At 49.5% G+C, this 17,876-nt stretch carries 17 protein-coding genes; 15 read left to right on the plus strand and 2 right to left on the minus strand.

The window, feature by feature from the left end; all coding sequences use genetic code 11:
- Positions 1-16 precede the first annotated feature (16 nt).
- On the plus strand, positions 17-1,660 hold the full coding sequence (locus D6024_RS24750) for a capsule assembly Wzi family protein (RefSeq protein WP_162945009.1): 1,644 nt from the start codon (positions 17-19) through the stop codon (positions 1,658-1,660).
- 305 nt (positions 1,661-1,965) lie between these two features.
- Here the strand turns inward: D6024_RS24750 and nifJ are convergent, their stop codons facing one another.
- Positions 1,966-5,538 carry a pyruvate:ferredoxin (flavodoxin) oxidoreductase gene (gene nifJ / locus D6024_RS24755; protein WP_205573367.1) on the minus strand — a complete coding sequence of 1,191 codons (3,573 nt, stop codon included), beginning with the start codon at positions 5,536-5,538 and terminating at the stop codon, positions 1,966-1,968.
- A 12-nt stretch (positions 5,539-5,550) separates the two neighbouring features.
- Positions 5,551-6,015: a pyridoxamine 5'-phosphate oxidase family protein gene (locus D6024_RS24760; protein ID WP_162945010.1), complete on the minus strand. Its 465-nt coding sequence runs from the start codon at positions 6,013-6,015 to the stop codon at positions 5,551-5,553.
- Between the two features lie 199 nt (positions 6,016-6,214).
- On the opposite strand from D6024_RS24760, the gene D6024_RS24765 reads away from it, so the two are divergent.
- The 14 genes from D6024_RS24765 (at position 6,215) to tnpA (ending at position 17,840) form a co-directional block, all read left to right on the plus strand.
- Positions 6,215-6,562 carry a 4Fe-4S dicluster domain-containing protein gene (locus tag D6024_RS24765; RefSeq protein ID WP_121357516.1) on the plus strand — a complete coding sequence of 116 codons (348 nt, stop codon included), beginning with the start codon at positions 6,215-6,217 and terminating at the stop codon, positions 6,560-6,562.
- Positions 6,563-6,571: 9 nt separating this feature from the next.
- On the plus strand, positions 6,572-8,434 hold the full coding sequence (locus D6024_RS24770) for a 2-oxoacid:acceptor oxidoreductase subunit alpha (RefSeq protein ID WP_121357517.1): 1,863 nt from the start codon (positions 6,572-6,574) through the stop codon (positions 8,432-8,434).
- Between the two features lie 3 nt (positions 8,435-8,437).
- A complete protein-coding gene (locus tag D6024_RS24775) occupies positions 8,438-9,472 on the plus strand; it encodes a 2-oxoacid:ferredoxin oxidoreductase subunit beta (RefSeq protein WP_121357518.1) in 1,035 nt (344 codons plus the stop codon).
- Between the two features lie 76 nt (positions 9,473-9,548).
- Positions 9,549-9,899, plus strand: a complete 351-nt coding sequence (locus D6024_RS24780) for an NADH-quinone oxidoreductase subunit A (protein ID WP_121357519.1) — start codon at positions 9,549-9,551, stop codon at positions 9,897-9,899.
- The gene (locus tag D6024_RS24785) at positions 9,890-10,441 is read left to right on the plus strand and encodes an NADH-quinone oxidoreductase subunit B (protein WP_121357520.1); all 552 of its coding nucleotides are present in this window, start codon (positions 9,890-9,892) and stop codon (positions 10,439-10,441) included. Before D6024_RS24780 ends, D6024_RS24785 begins: the two co-directional genes overlap by 10 nt.
- Positions 10,438-10,890: an NADH-quinone oxidoreductase subunit C gene (locus D6024_RS24790; RefSeq protein WP_121357521.1), complete on the plus strand. Its 453-nt coding sequence runs from the start codon at positions 10,438-10,440 to the stop codon at positions 10,888-10,890. Before D6024_RS24785 ends, D6024_RS24790 begins: the two co-directional genes overlap by 4 nt.
- Positions 10,891-11,046: 156 nt before the next feature.
- Positions 11,047-12,192: an NADH-quinone oxidoreductase subunit D gene (locus tag D6024_RS24795; RefSeq protein WP_121357522.1), complete on the plus strand. Its 1,146-nt coding sequence runs from the start codon at positions 11,047-11,049 to the stop codon at positions 12,190-12,192.
- A gap of 74 nt (positions 12,193-12,266) precedes the next feature.
- Positions 12,267-13,343 carry an NADH-quinone oxidoreductase subunit NuoH gene (gene nuoH / locus D6024_RS24800; protein WP_121357523.1) on the plus strand — a complete coding sequence of 359 codons (1,077 nt, stop codon included), beginning with the start codon at positions 12,267-12,269 and terminating at the stop codon, positions 13,341-13,343.
- 45 nt (positions 13,344-13,388) lie between these two features.
- Positions 13,389-13,814 carry a four helix bundle protein gene (locus D6024_RS24805; protein WP_240410157.1) on the plus strand — a complete coding sequence of 142 codons (426 nt, stop codon included), beginning with the start codon at positions 13,389-13,391 and terminating at the stop codon, positions 13,812-13,814.
- Positions 13,815-13,827: 13 nt separating this feature from the next.
- Positions 13,828-14,304 carry a 4Fe-4S binding protein gene (locus tag D6024_RS24810; protein ID WP_121357524.1) on the plus strand — a complete coding sequence of 159 codons (477 nt, stop codon included), beginning with the start codon at positions 13,828-13,830 and terminating at the stop codon, positions 14,302-14,304.
- 51 nt (positions 14,305-14,355) lie between these two features.
- Positions 14,356-14,976: an NADH-quinone oxidoreductase subunit J family protein gene (locus D6024_RS24815; RefSeq protein WP_121357525.1), complete on the plus strand. Its 621-nt coding sequence runs from the start codon at positions 14,356-14,358 to the stop codon at positions 14,974-14,976.
- Complete coding sequence (gene nuoK / locus D6024_RS24820) at positions 14,973-15,287, plus strand: NADH-quinone oxidoreductase subunit NuoK (protein WP_121357526.1); 315 nt, start codon at positions 14,973-14,975, stop codon at positions 15,285-15,287. The genes D6024_RS24815 and nuoK overlap by 4 nt, the downstream gene beginning before the upstream one ends.
- 48 nt (positions 15,288-15,335) lie before the next feature.
- The gene (nuoL, locus tag D6024_RS24825) at positions 15,336-17,264 is read left to right on the plus strand and encodes an NADH-quinone oxidoreductase subunit L (protein ID WP_121357527.1); all 1,929 of its coding nucleotides are present in this window, start codon (positions 15,336-15,338) and stop codon (positions 17,262-17,264) included.
- A gap of 114 nt (positions 17,265-17,378) precedes the next feature.
- Positions 17,379-17,840 (plus strand): IS200/IS605 family transposase, encoded by a 462-nt coding sequence (gene tnpA / locus D6024_RS24830; RefSeq protein ID WP_121357528.1) that lies wholly within the window; start codon positions 17,379-17,381, stop codon positions 17,838-17,840.
- Positions 17,841-17,876 lie beyond the last annotated feature (36 nt).

Below are 17,876 nucleotides of genomic sequence, written 5' to 3' on the forward strand. Positions count from 1 at the left end.
GATGCTTAGGTCCGCCATGAAAAATTGCATCGCTTTCGCTGTTCTTTTTTTTCTTCTTTGCAAGGTGGGTCGCTCGCAGGTAGTGCCTTTGGGTACGCCGTTGCTCGACGAATCCTGGCGACTAAAACAGGTCAGGGGAGAGGCCGATACCAATGTTTCTTTCACCATACGGCCGCTATCGCTTTCGGCTTTATCCCGGCAGGCAAGCAGTACGAAACAGGATGAACTTTCCTTCACCACACCTCTTCTTAATATTTCTGGAAACAGGCAATTCCTGTTACTGCCTCTAACCGTAAAACAGCAATACAACACGCATCATCCGTTTGGAAGAAATGACGGGGCAATGATCCAGGCAAAAGGTTATCAAAGCCTGGTGTCGGCCGGTTTTTTTGCCCAAGCAGGTCATTTTAGCCTACAGGTACAACCCGAATTTGTATTTGCACAAAACAGCGCATTCCCGGGTTTCCCGGCGCAATTTTCCGATTCGCTTTGGGCCAGTTACTATTCTCTTTATTCAAACATCATTGATGCACCGGAACGGTTTGGGAGCCGGGCTTACCGGAAATTCTTTCCTGGCCAGTCGAGTCTTCGGTTTCAGTTGAAAAAGTTTTCGCTTGGCATATCCACCGAAAACCTGTGGTGGGGACCGGGAGTCAGAAATGCCCTCATCATGAGCAACAATGCACCGGGCTTTCCGCATCTCACGTTCAATACCACGGAGCCGCTACAGTTGCCGTTCGGAACGCTCGAAGGTCAACTGGTCAGCGGTTTGCTGCAACAGTCCGGCTACTTGCTTCCGGATACAAACCGGCGGTTAAATGGCAAGCCGATTTACCAACAAAAACCTGGCGGAGACCGCTATTTGAACGGCATGGTCTTGAGCTTGCAGCCAAAGTGGACAAAAGGTTTATTTCTCGGACTTTCCCGTGTCTTTTATGTCAACAGGAGCAATATGCGCTCTTCGTTCAACGGCTATTTGCCTGTTATCGGACAGGTTTTCAAGGGGAGCGTGGCGGATGCGGTCAACGAAGACTCGCTGGGACGAGACCAGTTGTTCAGCATCTTTTTCCGCCTGCTGCTTCCAAAAGAAAAAGCGGAGGTCTATGCAGAATTTGGCCGGAATGATCATGCCGGAAATTCAAGAGACCTGGTCATGGAGCCGGAGCATTCCAGCGCTTTTACAATTGGATTACGGAAGTTGTTTCCGACCCGCAAAAACGGCGACCTGGAGCTGACGTTTGAGCTCACCAACCTGCAATTACCAACCACGCAACTGGTGCGAGAACAACAAAGCTGGTACACGCACAACAGGGCCCGCGACGGCTATACGCAATTGGGGCAAATCATTGGCGCGGGCATCGGGCCAGGCGGCAACAGCCAAAGCCTTGGATTGAAATGGATCAACGGCCTGCGGCAAACCGGCATTCAGTTGGAACGAGTAGTGCACAACAATGATTTTTATTACTCCGCCTTTGCTTCCACGGGTGAATACTGGCGCCACTGGGTTGATATATCCATTCAGTTGAACAAAAGCTGGCGTCAAAATCATTTCCTCTACGATGCACGGCTGGCATGGGTCAATTCAATTAATTACCAATGGGAACGCGATAACGATGGGAAAAATATCCATGCTGCGCTCTCTGTTTCTTACGTCTTTTAAGAAATCCCGCTCTCTCCTTCGTCTGAATTCGATAGGATATTACCGACATCGATAAAGCAGGCGGTCGTCCTCCTTTGCAATGAATTGTTGAACAATCCACCTGGATTTCATTCAGGCTTACCAGCATTTCGAAAATACACTTCCGCTTTTTCCCAACTTTTACATCACTGTTTTTCGTAGTGAAAAATTTACCATTCCACAGCTAATCTCAACCTTCAAATTCCCCAACAAAAAAAGTGGATTGATCCACCGGACCAATCCACGCACTCCTTTTTTCGGACAAGCCGAAAACAATCATCACCTTTTTATAGTTCCTTCAATACCTGTAGTTTTTCCCACCGGTTTTTGACGATGTCGTTTGCTTTTTCCAAAAATTCAACTCCTTTTTCCGGGAAATTATTCCTGATCGTCGCAAAGCGGTTTTCGTGATAAAGGAACTCTTCCAGCGCTACAGCCGGCGTTTTGCTGTCGATGGAAAAACGTTGTCCTTTGTCCTTGAGCGGGTTGAAGCGAAACAGCGGCCAGTAACCCGAATTCACGGCCCGGTTCTGTTGCTCGATGCCATGACACATATCGTAGCCGTGCGAGATGCAATGGCTGTACGCGATGATGATGGAGGGGCCAGGATAAGCTTCTGCCTCAAGAATTGTTTTCAGGGCATGCACGTCGTTGGCTCCCATCGCGATCTGCGCCACATAAGCTGTTCCATGTGCGATGGCCTGCAGGGCCAGGTCTTTTTTGCCGGTTGTTTTTCCCTTGATGGAAAACTTTGCGCTGGCACCGATCGGTGTTGACTTTGACTTTTGGCCGCCAGTGTTGGAGTACACTTCGGTGTCCAGCACCAGGATGTTGATGTTCTCGCCGGTTGACAGCACATGGTCCAAACCGCTGAAGCCAATGTCATAGGCCCAGCCATCACCGCCCACAATCCACATGGATTTTTTCTGCAGGGCATCGGCAATAGTCAGAAGGGTCATCGCTTCCGGTACATCCAAAAGGCGCAGCCGCTTTTTCAGTTCGTTCACCTGCTGCCGTTGCCGGATCACATCCGATTCGGCCGTTTCTTCATTTGCCAGGATCTCGTCGGCCAGTTCTTCGCCAATTCGTGCTTTCAATTCAGTCAGCAGCTTTCTTGCATACTCTCGCTTCTGGTCGTTGGCCAGTTTGATGCCCAGTCCGAATTCAGCATTGTCTTCAAACAGGGAGTTGGCCCATGCCGGTCCGCAGCCTTCGCTGTTGTGAGTCCAGGGTGTGGTGGGCAGGTTGCCGCCAAAGATGGAAGAACAACCCGTGGCGTTGGCCACTAGCATTCGGTCGCCAAAGAGTTGCGTGAGCAGTTTCAGGTACGGCGTTTCGCCACAGCCGCTGCAGGCGCCGGAGAACTCGAAGAGCGGCTCCAGGAACTGTGAGCCTTTCACGGTGTTACGGTTTACTCTTGTGCGGTCGATATCGGGGAGGGAAAGAAAGAAATCCCAGTTTTGCCTTTCTGTCTCCTTTAATGGCATGGCATCATGCATATTGATGGCCTTGTGACCCGGCTCCGTTTTGCTTTCGATCGGGCATACTTCGTAACAAAGGTTACAGCCGGTGCAGTCTTCCGTGGAAACCTGCAACGTATAGGATTCGGTGTCTTTGAAAAATTCCTTGCCGATTGGCGTCGTGTGCTTGAAATAGGCCGGTGCGTTTTCCAACTGCACGTTGCTGTACACTTTTGGCCGAATGGCGGCATGCGGACATACAAAAAAGCACTTGCCGCACTGTGAGCACAACGTCGGATCCCAAACGGGCACCTGTTCAGCAATGTTGCGTTTTTCGTACCTGGTTGTGCCGGATGGATAAGTGCCGTCGGCGGGGAAGGCGCTAACCGGAAGTTCATCGCCTTCTCCGGCAATGATCCGTGTGAGCACATTCTGTACAAAGGCCGGTGCGTCGTTGGCGCTGATGGTTTCTATTTCCTTGTTGCCTACGGAGTACATGGAATAATCTACCTCGAACAGGTTGTCCAGTGTTTTATCTACCGCATCAAAGTTTTTCTGCACCACCACTTCGCCTTTGCGGCCATAGGATTTGCGAATGCCTTTTTTGATGTATTCGATGGCTTCTTCTCTTGGCATCACATTGCTGATGGCAAAAAAGCAGGTTTGCAAAATGGCGTTGATGCGTGAACCCATGCCCGTTTCCCTGGCTACCCGCGAGGCGTTGATCACAAATAGCCGCAGTTCTTTTTCCCTGATCTCTTCCTGGATCTTTTTGGGCAGCTGCTCCCACACTTTGTCATTTTCAAAAGGTGAATTCAGCAGAAATGTTGCACCGTGAACGGCATCTTTCAAAATGTCGTATTTCTCCAGGTAATGAAAATGGTGACAGGCAATAAAATTGGCGGAGTTAATCAGGTATGTCGACTGGATGGGTTTTTCACTGAACCGCAGGTGCGACGTCGTTAGCGAACCGGATTTTTTTGAATCATAGACAAAATAACCCTGCACATGGTTGTCCGTTACTTCACCAATGATCTTGATGGTATTCTTGTTCGCACTCACGGTGCCGTCTGCACCAAGACCAAAGAAAAGGCCGCGGAACAGATGCTGGTCTTCCAGTGAAAATGTCTTGTCATAGGAAAGACTGGTAAAGGTTACGTCGTCTTCAATGCCAACGGTGAAGTTTCTCTTCGGCTTTTGTTTGGCAAGCTCGTCAAATACCGCTTTCACCATGGCAGGTGTAAATTCTTTTGAAGCAAGCCCATAGCGTCCGCCGATGATCCCTGGCATTTCTTCTTCCCAACCGCTGTGCAAAGCATTCACCGCATCCATATAAAGCGGTTCGCCAATGGCGCCGGTTTCTTTACAGCGATCCAATACGGCAATTGCTTTAACGGTTACCGGCAGCGCGGAGAGGAAATGCTTTACAGAGAATGGCCGGAAAAGATGTACGTGCAGGAAACCAACTTTTTCGCCGCGGTTGGCCAGGTAATCAACGGTTTCTTCCACTGTTCCGGCACCGGAACCCATAATGATAATGACACGTTCTGCATCCGGATGACCATGATAGTCAAACAGCTTGTACGTGCGTCCCGTTAAGGCGGAAAATGCCTGCATGGTTTCTTCTACGATTTCCGGTACCTGCCAGTGGAATCCATTGACCGCTTCACAGCTCTGGAAAAAGACATCAGGATTCTGTGCAGTTCCGCGGATGAACGGAGTCGATGGATTAAGCGAGCGGTTGCGGTGCCGTTCCACGTCTTCCATATGTATCATTTGCCGGATGATGTCATCGGGGAGCACCTCCACTTCATTTAGTTCGTGCGAGGTGCGGAATCCATCAAAAACATTCAGGAACGGTATACGGGAACGAAGTGTGGCCGCTGTGGCAATCAGGGCCATATCGTGGGCCTGTTGCGGGCTGGCACCAAACAATTGTGCAAATCCGGTGGAGCGAACGGCCATTACGTCGCTGTGATCGCCAAAGATGGACAGGGCATGTGTAGCCAGCGCTCTTGCTGCAATGTGAAACACGGTTGGTGTCAGTTCTCCGGCGATCTTGTACATATTAGGGATCATCAACAGCAATCCCTGCGAACAGGTAAAGGTTGATGCGAGGGCGCCGCCCTGCAAGGCACCGTGAATGGCGCCGGCAGCACCGGCTTCGCTTTGCATCTCTATGATTTTTGGCACCTGGCCAAAGATGTTGGTGCGGTTGTCGCTGCTCCATTCGTCGCTCCATTCACCCATCGGCGATGAAGGCGTGATAGGATAAATGGCACAGACCTCGCTTGTCTTGTACGCAATGTAGGCTGCGGCTTCGTTACCATCCATCACAGACAGGATTGCTTTTTTTGCCGGGCTAACGGTAACGGGCATGGGGGCTGTAAGCGTTTGCATGTTGCTAATTTTTTAATTGCTGACAATATTGTTGGGCACGAGGGTGGGATGTGCCGGTTCCAGTTCCCACAGGAGTTTTTTTCCAAAGCTCAGGGTGTTGTCGGTCATTTTTATGGCAGTGAGTTTTATGGTCAGCACATCACCGTTCATGGCTACGGCAAACGGGAAGCGTTTGTGATAGCTTGCAGAAGCGTCGATAGCGATCGGTTTGTCAGGGTCCATCACCTGCCCGGTAAACTGTATTCCCCGAACCGCCAGCGTGTTGAGTTTGTCTGGCTGAACCGTACCGGCAACAGTTGGATTGCTGGCGAGTAAATGGGCGTGCCGTGTTGCTGCAGATGTTTTAAAATAAAGAAGTAGGCGGGTTTCATCAAAGGCATAAAAACAGTTGAAGCAGTAGGGATTGTTTTCTTCATCCACACAACAAACGGTTGCTACTTTTTGTGCTTGCAGAAATTGCGTGATTCGTTCATTCATGTTGATCGTATTTCGGTAAACGGAGAGGGGCTGTCGCAAAAAGGGCAGCCGTTTTGACCAGACCAAGGTTGAAAAACAAATGGAAATTATGGTGAGCATAAATCAGTTTTTTGACTGACTTTTCTCATGCCGTTTGAACCGGATTGGGACTTCCTTTAGTGCACAGAAATATTTTTCGAACTGCTTAAACCCAAAACGTATGGCTCTCAAAATTACCGACGAATGCATCAACTGCGGCGCTTGCGAACCCGAATGTCCCAATCATGCTATTTATGAATCCGGCGTAGCGTGGACCATTGCCGATGGGACCAATGTTACGCAATCTTATGTACTGAAAGACGGCACCGTTGTCACTGCACAACAACGCCTGGCACCACTGTCAGCCGACCATTATTATATCGTGCCCAACAAGTGCACCGAATGCCAGGGCTTTCACGAAGAGCCGCAGTGCGCTTCCGTTTGTCCGGTTGATTGCTGTGTGCCCGATGAAGATTTTGCCGAAACAAAAGAAGAGTTGCTGGCAAAAAAAGAATCCTTACACGCTTAATTTTTGTATATGGAAGCGGTAGAAAAAAAGCTCCAGGTAAAGCAAGTTGACAAAGTGGTGGTGCGCTTCACCGGCGACTCCGGCGATGGCATGCAACTCACCGGCATGCAGTTCACCGACACGGCGGCCCTGCTGGGGAATGACCTGAGCACCTTCCCGGATTATCCTTCCGAGATCCGTGCGCCACAGGGAACCGTTGCCGGCGTTTCCGGCTTCCAGGTGCACTTTGGCAGCACGGAAATTTACACTCCCGGCGACCAGTACGACGTGCTGGTGGCCATGAACGCCGCTGCGCTGAAAGTGGATCTGCCCCGGCTGAAACGCGGTGGAATCATCATCGCCAATACGCAGGGCTTTGATGCCAAAAACCTGCTGCTGGCAAAATATCCTGAAGGCGCAAATCCGCTCGAAAACGGATCGCTCGATAACTACATTGTACACAAAGTAGATGTCACCAGGCTAACGAAAGAATGCCTGGTGGGATCGGGTTTGGGAACAAAAGAGATCGACCGGTCGAAGAACATGTTTGTGCTGGGCCTGCTTTTCTGGATGTTTGACAAACAGCTAGCCTATACCGTGAATTTTATCAGGGAAAAATTTGCGAAGAAGCCGGAGATCGCAGACGCCAACATCAAGGTGCTGCAGGCGGGCTGGAACTATGGCGAGAACACCGAGATTTTCCCGACGCAGTTCAAGGTTGCCCCGGCAAAACTGCCTCCGGGAACGTATCGGAATATTACCGGCAATCAGGCCACAGCCATCGGGCTGGTGGCTGCTGCAGAAAAGGCCGCTCTGCCGCTTTTCATTGGTTCCTATCCCATCACACCGGCGACGGACATTCTGCAGGAGTTATCGAAGTACAAAGCCAACGACATCAAAACCTTTCAGGCGGAAGACGAGATCGCCGGCATTTGTTCGGCTATAGGCGCTTCGTATGTGGGTGATCTGGCCGTTACCACAACCTCCGGTCCCGGCATGTCGCTGAAGACAGAAGCCCTTGGACTCGCAACCATGTTGGAACTGCCCCTTGTAGTAGTGAATGTGCAGCGAGGCGGGCCTTCTACCGGTTTGCCGACGAAAACGGAGCAAGCCGATTTGTTGCAGGCCATGTATGGCCGCCACGGCGAAGCACCGCTTCCGGTACTGGCTGCGCATTCACCTTCCGATTGCTTTGACACCATTTTTGAAGCCTGCAAACTGGCGGTGGAGCACATGACTCCCGTGATCTTTTTAAGCGACGGCTACATTGCCAACGGCTCCGAGCCCTGGCGCTTTCCGGCAGTGGAAGACCTTGCAGACATTACCCCGCGATTTTTGGAAAAACTCCCCGAAGGCGAAAAGCTGCTTCCGTATAAGCGTGATGAATTGTTTGTGCGTTCCTGGATCAAACCGGGAACATCGGGACTGGAACACCGCATCGGTGGACTGGAAAAACAGGCCGACACCGGTAATGTTTCGTATGACCCGCTGAACCACGAAAAAATGGTTCGCCTGCGGGCCACAAAAGTCAAAAAGATCGAAGACCTTATTCCGCTGGCATTACCGGACAGCGGCCGGGAAGGAGCAAGGCTGGTGGTACTGGGATGGGGATCTACATACGGCGCCATCAAAACGGCAGTGAAAGAACTGCTGCAGGAAGGTTTCGATGTAGCACACGTTCACCTGCGGCACATCAATCCTTTCCCGAAAAACCTGGGTGAACTGCTGCACAACTTCAACCATGTGCTGATCCCAGAAATGAACAGTGGCCAGTTGCTGCAACTGATCCGGGCAAAATTTTTACTGCCTGCTACCGGCTATTCCAAAGTACAGGGACTGCCGTTCACTACGATCGAACTGAAAGAAAAAATTCTTGAACTGCTAAACGCCTGAGGCATGGAAACGCTGACCCAAACAAATGATTTTAAGCTGTCGCCCAAAGATTTTGCACCGGACATGGACGTGAAGTGGTGTCCCGGTTGCGGCGACTACTCCATCCTGAAACAAGTGCAAACCGTGTTTCCGGAACTGGGTGTGCCGAAGGAAAACTTTGTGTTCATTTCCGGCATCGGTTGCTCGTCGCGGTTTACCTATTACATGGATACGTATGGCATGCACTCCATCCATGGCCGTGCAGCCGCTATTGCATCGGGGGTAAAAGCCGCGAACCCGGATTTGAGTGTCTGGATTATTTCCGGTGACGGCGACGCCCTTTCCATCGGTGGCAACCATTTCATTCACCTGATGCGAAAGAATTTTGATGTAAACTATTTGCTGTTCAACAACCAGATTTACAGTTTGACCAAAGGTCAATATTCTCCCACATCGGAAAAGGGGAAAATCACCAAAACGTCTCCTTACGGCTCCATCGAAGAGCCCTTTAATCCGGCCGAACTGGCATTGGGAGCCAAGGCATCGTTTGTAGCGAGAACGCAGGACCGCGATCCGAAACAAATGCAGACCGTGCTCAAAAGAGCCCACCAGCATAAAGGAACTTCCTTTGTTGAAGTCTATCAAAACTGTCCCGTTTTCAACGACGGTGCCTTCTTTGCTTTTTCCGACAAGGAAACCAAAAAAGAAGAAGCGCTCTTCCTCGAACATGGCAAGCCGCTCATTTTTGGCGAGCACAACCAAAAAGGCATTCGCCTGAACGGATTGGTGCCGGAGATCTTCGACGTGAACGACGAGTGCCACAACGACCTGTGGGTGCACGACGAAAAAGACAAGACAAAAGCCAACCTCATTGCCCGGTTTTTCGATACTACGTTTGCCGGTGTTCATTTTCCGCGGCCCTTTGGCGTGATCTACGCCGATGAACGTCCGACCTACGATGAGTCGCTGACCGACCTGTCGAAGAAAGTAGCGTACAGGGCAGGGAAGACACCGCTGGGCAAAATCCTTTCCGGCGATAAAACTTGGACGATTCTGTAGAGATTTTTAAAAAAAGACGTTGATGTCGTAAATTACCAAAGCGATCGCTATCCTGCTATTCACTAAATTATCCGTTATGGGAGCATTCTCACTCATTGTGTTAACTCTTGCCGCCGTACTTTTTTCTGCAGGCGGCATCCTCGCCGGAAGATTGTTCAACAAGGGAAGCAAGAATCCGCAGAAAGGCCAGCCTTACGAATGCGGTATTCCCACCAACACCTCGCCCTGGCACCAGTTCAATGTCGGCTACTACCTGTTCGCCCTGCTCTTCCTCATTTTCGATGTGGAACTCATATTCATGTACCCCTGGGCTGTAGTGGTAAAGAAGATCGGCATCACGGCGCTGGTAGAGATCGGCATCTTCATTTTTATTCTGTTCATGGGCTTTTTGTATGCCCATAAAAAAGGAGCGTTGAAATGGATGTAAGAGAACAAATCCGGGAACGCAACAAGGATTTTCCCGGCCAGATCATTGAAGGCCCCGGCGGCGGTATTATCGCCTCCACCATCCAGGATGTGATGAACTGGGCCCGCTCCAATTCGCTGTGGCCGCTCACGTTTGCCACCTCCTGCTGCGGCATCGAGATGATGAGTGTGGCGTCGAGCAAATACGATTTTTCCCGCTTTGGTTTTGAAGTGGCGAGGGCCACGCCACGGCAGGCTGATGTGATCATCATTGCCGGAACGATCGTGAACAAAATGGCGCCTGTGCTGAAACGCCTGTACGACCAGATGGCCGATCCGAAATACGTGATTGCGATGGGTGCCTGCGCCATCAGCGGCGGACCTTTCTTTTACAATACGTATTCAGTGGTAAAAGGCGCCGACCACGTGATCCCGGTGGATGTGTACATCCCCGGTTGTCCACCACGGCCTGAAGCACTCTTGCATGCGCTGATTGCGCTGCAGGAAAAAATTAAGCAGGGCTGGACCAGGGAGCAAATCCGTACGCAAAAACTTGCATCATGACAAACGAAGAGATCAAAGAGTTTATCACCAGCATATTGCCTTCGGCGACCTATGACGAAACCGGCGAATGGCTGAACATTAATATCGAAGCGGCACAATGGCGGCGGCTGGCACAGTGGATCCGCAATGCGCCGTTTGACATGGATTACCTCTTTTGCCTGACCTGTATTGACTGGAAGGCACATCTGACAATGGTTTATCACCTGACGTCTACCTCGCACCGGCACACGATCGTTGTCAAAGCAAAAGTTGACCGGGGCGATGCACAAATCGAAACGGTTTCGGACATCTGGCGCACGGCGGAATTCCACGAGCGGGAAGTGGCCGAACTGTTTGGCGTGAACTTCATCAACCATCCCGACTTACGGAAGCTGATCCTGACGGATGATTTCGAAGGATACCCGCTACGAAAGGATTTTGAAGACCCCGTCAACATGATCAGACTTTAGGAAAAAGGAGAACAGGCGAACAAATCAAAAAGAGGGCAGGGGAATGTAGGGACACGTCACCGGCGTGTCAGCAAACTACAGAACAGGTGAACAAGGAATAGCGAATGTCGAATTAGAAGAACCAAATACGAAAAACCATAAACTTCAAACTGGTTCATGTACACAGAAACACAGATACTGAAAGACACCACCCAAACAGCCGCCAACGGTTCGGAAGGAGAGTTGGTTATCAATGTAGGACCGCAACACCCGGCAACACACGGTGTACTGCACCTGGTGATCACGCTGAATGGGGAGACCATCAAAAAAGTAGAACCACACTTAGGATACATTCACCGCTCCATCGAGAAAATGTGCGAGAGCCTCACGTACCGGCAATTCATTTACGTCACAAGCCGCATGGATTACCTCTCGGCGCACATCAACAACCACGCTTGTGCCATGACGGTGGAAAAGGCCATGCAGATTGAAGTGCCGCAGCGGGCCCAGTACATCCGGGTACTCATGGACGAACTGACCCGTGTTGCTTCCCACGAACTGTGGTGGGGAGCCATGGCGATGGATCTTGGCGCCTTTACACCGTTCTTCTATGCGTTCCGTGAACGGGAGACCATCAATGAGATCATGGAAGAAACCTGCGGCGCACGACTCACGATGAACTACATGGTGCCGGGAGGGGTGATGGCTGATCTTCATCCTGATTTTGTTCGGAAGGTCAAAGCTTTCATTCAGCTCTTCAAAGATCACATTGACGAATACGATGAACTGGTGACCGGCAACGTCATTTTTCAGAACCGCATGAAAGGCATTGGCTACCTGTCGAAAGAGGACGCCATTTCCTTCGGTTGCTCGGGGCCGGTGGCAAGAGCCAGTGGCGTGAACTGCGATATCCGCAAATTGTCTCCTTACGAGGTGTACAGCCAGGTCGAATTTGATGAAGTGCTTCAAACGGAGGGTGATTCGTTTGCCCGTTACCTGGTTCGCATTGCGGAAATGAAACAGTCCATCCGCATTATTGAGCAACTGATTGATGGCATTCCGGAAGGTGATTTCCAAGCAAAGACCAAGGCGGTGCTGAAACTGCCGAAGGGTGAGTTTTATTCAAGGGTGGAAACGGCAAGAGGGGAGTTGGGTGTATACATTGTGAGTGAAGGCGGAACGACGCCCTACAGAATAAAATTCCGTTCACCGGGTTTCTCCAATCTTTCTGCTTTGGACCACATGGTTCGCGGCAGCAAGATCGGCGACCTGATGGCAACCATGGGCACACTGGATTTGGTGATCCCGGATATTGACAGATAATAACTGCCTGGGTATTGGCGGTAGACATTGTGCTCTCTAAACGCCAAACCCCAGACTCCAAACCCCAAACTCTTATGTTTAGTTTACAAGGCATAACAAATTGGATTCAAAACTGGCTGACTGCAAACCTGCCAGCAACATGGGTGGTGATCGTTGAAAGCCTGATCGTGATCCTGCTGGCGATTGGTCTCTTTGCCGTACTGGGTTTGATGCTGGTGTGGATGGAGCGGAAAGTGGCAGCACACATGCAGATCCGTTTAGGTCCTAACCGTGTTGGACCGATGGGACTTTTTCAAACCTCGGCCGATACGCTGAAGCTGATCTTGAAAGAAGGATTAACACCTGACGGCGCGGATAAATTCCTGTTCAACCTGGCGCCTTTTGTGGTGATGATTGTGGGAATGCTGCTGCTGGCGCCAATTGCATTTGCCAACGGTTTTCAGATCTGGGATATCAACATTGGTGTGCTCTATATCTCAGCGGTTTCTTCCCTTTCGGTGATCGGTATTTTGATGGCGGGATGGGCCAGCAACAACAAGTATTCCCTGCTGGGTGCCATGCGCAGCGGGGCGCAAATCGTGAGCTATGAACTCTCGGCAGGACTTTCCATTCTTTGCATTGTGGTGCTGAGCGGCAGCTTACAGATTACGGACATCATCAATGCACAGCAAAACGGCTGGTGGATTTTGAAAGGACACATTCCTGTGATCATCGCTTTTGTGATTTTCATTATTGCCGCAACGGCCGAAACCAACCGGGCACCGTTTGACCTGGCAGAAGCCGAATCGGAATTGACAGCGGGATTTCACACCGAATATTCGGGGATGAAGTTCGCCTTGTTCTTCCTGGCGGAATACATCAACATTTTTATTGTGTGCGCCATTGGCGCCACCATTTTCCTGGGCGGCTGGATGCCGCTGCACATTGGTGGCTGGCAGGGGTTCAACCACATCATGGATTACATCCCGTCTTCGGTTTGGTTTTTTGGAAAAACATTGTTTTTGATCTTTTTGATCATGTGGTTCCGCTGGACTTTTCCACGATTGCGTGTGGACCAGCTACTGAACCTGGAATGGAAATACCTGTTGCCCATCAGTTTGTTCAACCTGCTGTTGGTGACGCTGATTGCAATACTGGGCTGGCATTTTTAAATTTCGAGTTTTAGGTTTTGTGTTTTGGGTTCATAAAAAAACAAAATGATGGCTACGATAAAAAAATTTGAAGAAATAGAAGCCTGGCAAAAGGCCCGAATGCTTGCCAGCGAAGTATTTCTGATTTCTTCTGAGACGGCTCTCAGTAAGGATTACCGTTTCAGGGATCAAATCAATGCAGCCGCAGGTTCTATTATGGACAATATAGCCGAAGGCTTTGAAAGAGGTGGCAGGATTGAGTTCATAAATTTCTTAACCATCGCAAAAGCATCTTGTGCTGAAGTTAGATCCCAATTGTATCGGCTTTTGGACAGGAAATACATAGAAGAAGAAAAGTTCGCCCAGCTCTACAAGCTAACTGAGGATATCGGCAACAAACTAGGTGCCTGGATAAAATACTTAAACATTTCTGAATATAAGGGGACTAAATATAAAAACAGAGACTCGTCAACTCAAAATACTAAACCCTAAACACAAAACTTTCATGTTTATCAAAGAATACCTCTCGGACATCTTTAACGCCACAAAATCGCTGTTTACGGGCATGAAGCGGACCGGCTACTATTTTGTGCACCCAAAGGAGATCATCACCGAGCAATATCCTGACAACCGCGACACGCTTAAAATGGCCGAACGGTTTCGTGGCGAAGTGATCATGCCGCACGACGAGAATAACGAGCATGCCTGCACCGGTTGCACGGCCTGTGAACTGGCTTGTCCGAATGCCACCATCAAGATCATTACCAAGTTTGAACTGACACCCGAAGGCAAGAAGAAAAAAGCCCTCGACACCTTCGTGTACCACCTGGAGCTGTGTACCATGTGCGGCCTCTGCGTGGAGGCTTGCCCGACTGGCGCCATCCAAATGGGACAAAACTTTGAGCACAGCGTATTTGACCGCAGCATGCTCACCAAAAAATTAAATAACCCGGGCTCAAAAATCAGGGAGGGAGTTGAATGATGAGTGATGAGTGATGAATGAGTGAGGAACGTGAATAAAATGAATTGAATTATGAATGCATCAGCTATTATCTTTTATGCCATTTCTGCTTTCATCCTGGGAGCAGGTTTGCTGGCGGTAACCTCGCGAAAAATCTTTCGCTCCGCCATTTGGTTGTTGTTCTCCCTGGTGGGAATTGCTGCCCTATACTTCTGGATGCAGGTGGAGTTTATCGCCGCTGTGCAGATCGTGGTGTACGTTGGCGGCATTGTGGTTTTGATCATCTTCTCCATTTTTCTTACCCAGGAATCGGGGAAGGAAATGCCAAAGCCTCAACTGCGTAAAATCATCTTTTCGGTCTTGGCTGCCTTGTTTGGCTTTGGGGCCAGTTACAACCTGATTTCCGAATACGGTTTCAAATCGTCAACAAAACAGTTTACTGTTTCGGTGAGTGAGATGGGGACGCAAATGCTGAGCACAACGGAGCACGGTTACATTCTTCCCTTTGAGGTGGTGAGCATGTTGCTGCTGGCTGCGATGGTTGGCTGCATTGTGATTGCCATGAAACCTGCGGAAGAAAAACCGGCAGAACCCAAAGAAGCCGAAGTGAAGAGAACAGAACTGAAACCGGCGCCGGCTGAAACCGTTGTCGTTATTTCCGAAACCGTCATCGAAGAGGAGGTCGCATCATGAGCGCAGTACCACTAACACATATTTTGTTTGTCAGCACCGCACTGTTTTTTATCGGCATGTACGGGTTGTTTACACGACGGAACATGATCTCGATGCTGATGTCCATTGAGCTGATCCTGAACAGTATCAACATCAACTTTGTTGCCTTCAACAAATACCTGTACCCGGACAAACTGGATGGGGTGTTTTTCACCGTTTTCATCATCACCATTGCTGCCGCCGAAGCCGCGGTGGCCATTGCCATCATCATCAATCTTTACCGCAGCCATAAATCCATTGATGTGGAAGACGCAGCGGAGTTGAGATATTAGGAATTGGGATATTAAGATATTGGGTCACAAACTTTTGAATTTTTCTCTATGAGCTACCAACAAACTATTTTTCTGATTCCACTGATCCCACTGGTCACCTTTGTGATCTTAGGATTATTCGGCAGAAAATATTTCAATGCCTCTTCCGGTATCATTGGCACCGCATCACTGCTTTTTTCAACGGTGCTTTCGTTCTTTACCGCTTATCAATACTTTTTTGTTGACGGCAAGGTGAACGGTGTTTACCAAAAAATTGAAGCGGTAAAGTTTACCTGGCTGCAGTTTTCACCCAATCTCTCCATCGACATGGGCATCCTTCTCGATCCCATTTCCGTAATGATGATCGTGGTGGTGAGCTTTGTATCCTTGATGGTGCATGTGTTTAGTTTGGGCTACATGAAAGGGGAGAAGCGCTTTGCCACCTACTATGCATTTCTTTCACTTTTTACTTTTTCAATGCTTGGGCTGGTGCTTTCTTCCAATATTTTCCAGATCTATGTTTTCTGGGAACTGGTGGGTGTGTCTTCCTTCCTGCTGATCGGGTTTTACTACGACCGGCCATCGGCGGTTGCGGCTTCCAAAAAAGCCTTTATCGTGACCCGCTTTGCTGACCTTGGATTCTTGATCGGTATTTTGATCCTTGGATTCTATAGCGGCACGTTGGATTTTGGAACACTGATCGAACGATTGACCTCAACACAGTCAACGCAATTTATAGGAATAACGACAGCCTCATTCCTGGATGTTTCCATGCTCACTTGGGGGCTGACGTTGGTTTTTGTGGGCGGCGCCGGTAAATCGGCCATGTTCCCCCTGCATATCTGGCTTCCGGATGCGATGGAAGGTCCCACACCGGTATCGGCCCTGATCCATGCGGCAACGATGGTGGTGGCCGGCGTCTACCTGGTGGCCCGGCTCTTCCCGCTGTTTTCCATTGACGAAGCGTCACTGCAGGTGGTCACCTGGGTGGGTGCTTCGTCGGCATTGATTGCCGCGGTGATTGCCTGTACGCAAACCGATATCAAGCGGGTGCTGGCCTATTCCACCATGTCGCAGATCGGTTACATGATATTTGCCCTGGGAATTTCACGTTATGGGGGTGAAAACGGTTTGGGTTACATGGGTTCCATGTTCCATCTTTTTACACATGCGTTCTTTAAATCGCTTCTCTTCCTGGGTGCCGGTGTCGTAATCCACCTGGTGCACAGTAACGACATGAAGGACATGGGAGGGCTGCGCAAGCTGATGCCCATCACGCACATTTCGTTTTTGATTGCCTGTCTGGCCATTGCCGGTATTCCGCCATTTGCCGGCTTCTTCAGCAAAGAAGAAATTTTATTCGCAGCCTACAACGCGAACAAAGCGGTGTATGGCATTGCTTTGTTTACAGCCGCACTCACCGCATTTTATATGTTCCGCCTGTATTTCTCTATTTTCTGGAAACGGGAAGCGGCCGTGCACGGGCATCATGGAGAAGGCACGGTTTCCATGAAACTGCCCCTGGTTATTTTGTCGGTCTGTGCGTTGTTTGCAGGCCTTGTTCCCTTTGCCAACTTCATTACTTCCGATGGTTCACCGCTGGAAACGCATATGGATATTGTGTTTTCCATTGCACCAGTAACATTGGCAGTGCTGGCCATTCTTATAGCGGCAAATCTCTATAAAACTGAAAACGAAAAGCCGGCAAGACTTGCGGCTGCGTTGGGTGGCTTTTACACGGCTGCAAAGCGGAAGTTTTACATTGATGAAGTGTACCTGTTCATCACCAAAAAAGTCGTCTTCAATCTCATTGGCCGTCCGGCTGCCTGGATCGATCGCAATGTGATTGACGGCATGATGAACGGCCTGGCTTATGTTACGGCATCCACGTCGAACCTGATCAAAGGCGTGCAGTCTGGCCGGGTACAGAATTATGCACTGTACTTTTTCGCCGGCATTGCGGGTCTTGTTGTCTTATATGTCTACCTCTGGAAATAAAAGAATGCTTGTACAAAAGACAGGCTCCGTAGGAGCCAAACGTTAGTAGGCAGAAATGGTAAATAGATAAACTAAGCTCCGTGGGAGCGAAATAAAAAGCCAAAGCAATCAATCATGCCAAATACCTATTCACAGATCTACATCCAGATTGTATTTGCAGTCAGAGGCAGGCAAAATTTCATAAACGAATCTTTCAGGGAAGAAATACAGAGGTATATGGCAGGTATCATCAACCATAAAAAACAAAGGCTTTATGCCATTTATTGCATGCCAGACCATGTGCATCTTTTGGTTAGCCTGAAGCCGGACATGGCCGTTTCAGATTTGGTCCGGGACGTCAAAGCCAGTACTACAGCATTTATCAAGGAAAAGGGTTATGTCAACGACGCCTTTGGCTGGCAGGAAGGTTTTGGCGCATTTAGTTATTCTAAATCACAAACGGAGAAAGTAGTGGACTATATTTTAAATCAGCCGCTGCACCACCATAGAAAAAATTTTCGTGAGGAATATCATGATTTTCTGGAGCGTTTCGGGATAGCTTACGATGAAAAATACGTCTTTGAATTTTATGATTGAAACATGTCGCTCCTACGGAGCTATGTTCAAGATCGT

The organism is Flavisolibacter nicotianae (assembly GCF_003628535.1).
Classification (GTDB): domain Bacteria; phylum Bacteroidota; class Bacteroidia; order Chitinophagales; family Chitinophagaceae; genus Flavisolibacter; species Flavisolibacter nicotianae.

Bases quoted from the DNA above. Each gene is read 5' to 3' on its own strand.
- D6024_RS24750 (WP_162945009.1), top strand. From the start codon at position 17: ATGAAAAATTGCATCGCTTTCGCTGTTCTTTTTTTTCTTCTTTGCAAG.
- nifJ (WP_205573367.1), bottom strand. From the start codon at position 5,538: ATGCAAACGCTTACAGCCCCCATGCCCGTTACCGTTAGCCCGGCAAAA.
- D6024_RS24760 (WP_162945010.1), bottom strand. From the start codon at position 6,015: ATGAATGAACGAATCACGCAATTTCTGCAAGCACAAAAAGTAGCAACC.
- D6024_RS24765 (WP_121357516.1), top strand. From the start codon at position 6,215: ATGGCTCTCAAAATTACCGACGAATGCATCAACTGCGGCGCTTGCGAA.
- D6024_RS24770 (WP_121357517.1), top strand. From the start codon at position 6,572: ATGGAAGCGGTAGAAAAAAAGCTCCAGGTAAAGCAAGTTGACAAAGTG.
- D6024_RS24775 (WP_121357518.1), top strand. From the start codon at position 8,438: ATGGAAACGCTGACCCAAACAAATGATTTTAAGCTGTCGCCCAAAGAT.
- D6024_RS24780 (WP_121357519.1), top strand. From the start codon at position 9,549: ATGGGAGCATTCTCACTCATTGTGTTAACTCTTGCCGCCGTACTTTTT.
- D6024_RS24785 (WP_121357520.1), top strand. From the start codon at position 9,890: ATGGATGTAAGAGAACAAATCCGGGAACGCAACAAGGATTTTCCCGGC.
- D6024_RS24790 (WP_121357521.1), top strand. From the start codon at position 10,438: ATGACAAACGAAGAGATCAAAGAGTTTATCACCAGCATATTGCCTTCG.
- D6024_RS24795 (WP_121357522.1), top strand. From the start codon at position 11,047: ATGTACACAGAAACACAGATACTGAAAGACACCACCCAAACAGCCGCC.
- nuoH (WP_121357523.1), top strand. From the start codon at position 12,267: ATGTTTAGTTTACAAGGCATAACAAATTGGATTCAAAACTGGCTGACT.
- D6024_RS24805 (WP_240410157.1), top strand. From the start codon at position 13,389: ATGATGGCTACGATAAAAAAATTTGAAGAAATAGAAGCCTGGCAAAAG.
- D6024_RS24810 (WP_121357524.1), top strand. From the start codon at position 13,828: ATGTTTATCAAAGAATACCTCTCGGACATCTTTAACGCCACAAAATCG.
- D6024_RS24815 (WP_121357525.1), top strand. From the start codon at position 14,356: ATGAATGCATCAGCTATTATCTTTTATGCCATTTCTGCTTTCATCCTG.
- nuoK (WP_121357526.1), top strand. From the start codon at position 14,973: ATGAGCGCAGTACCACTAACACATATTTTGTTTGTCAGCACCGCACTG.
- nuoL (WP_121357527.1), top strand. From the start codon at position 15,336: ATGAGCTACCAACAAACTATTTTTCTGATTCCACTGATCCCACTGGTC.
- tnpA (WP_121357528.1), top strand. From the start codon at position 17,379: ATGCCAAATACCTATTCACAGATCTACATCCAGATTGTATTTGCAGTC.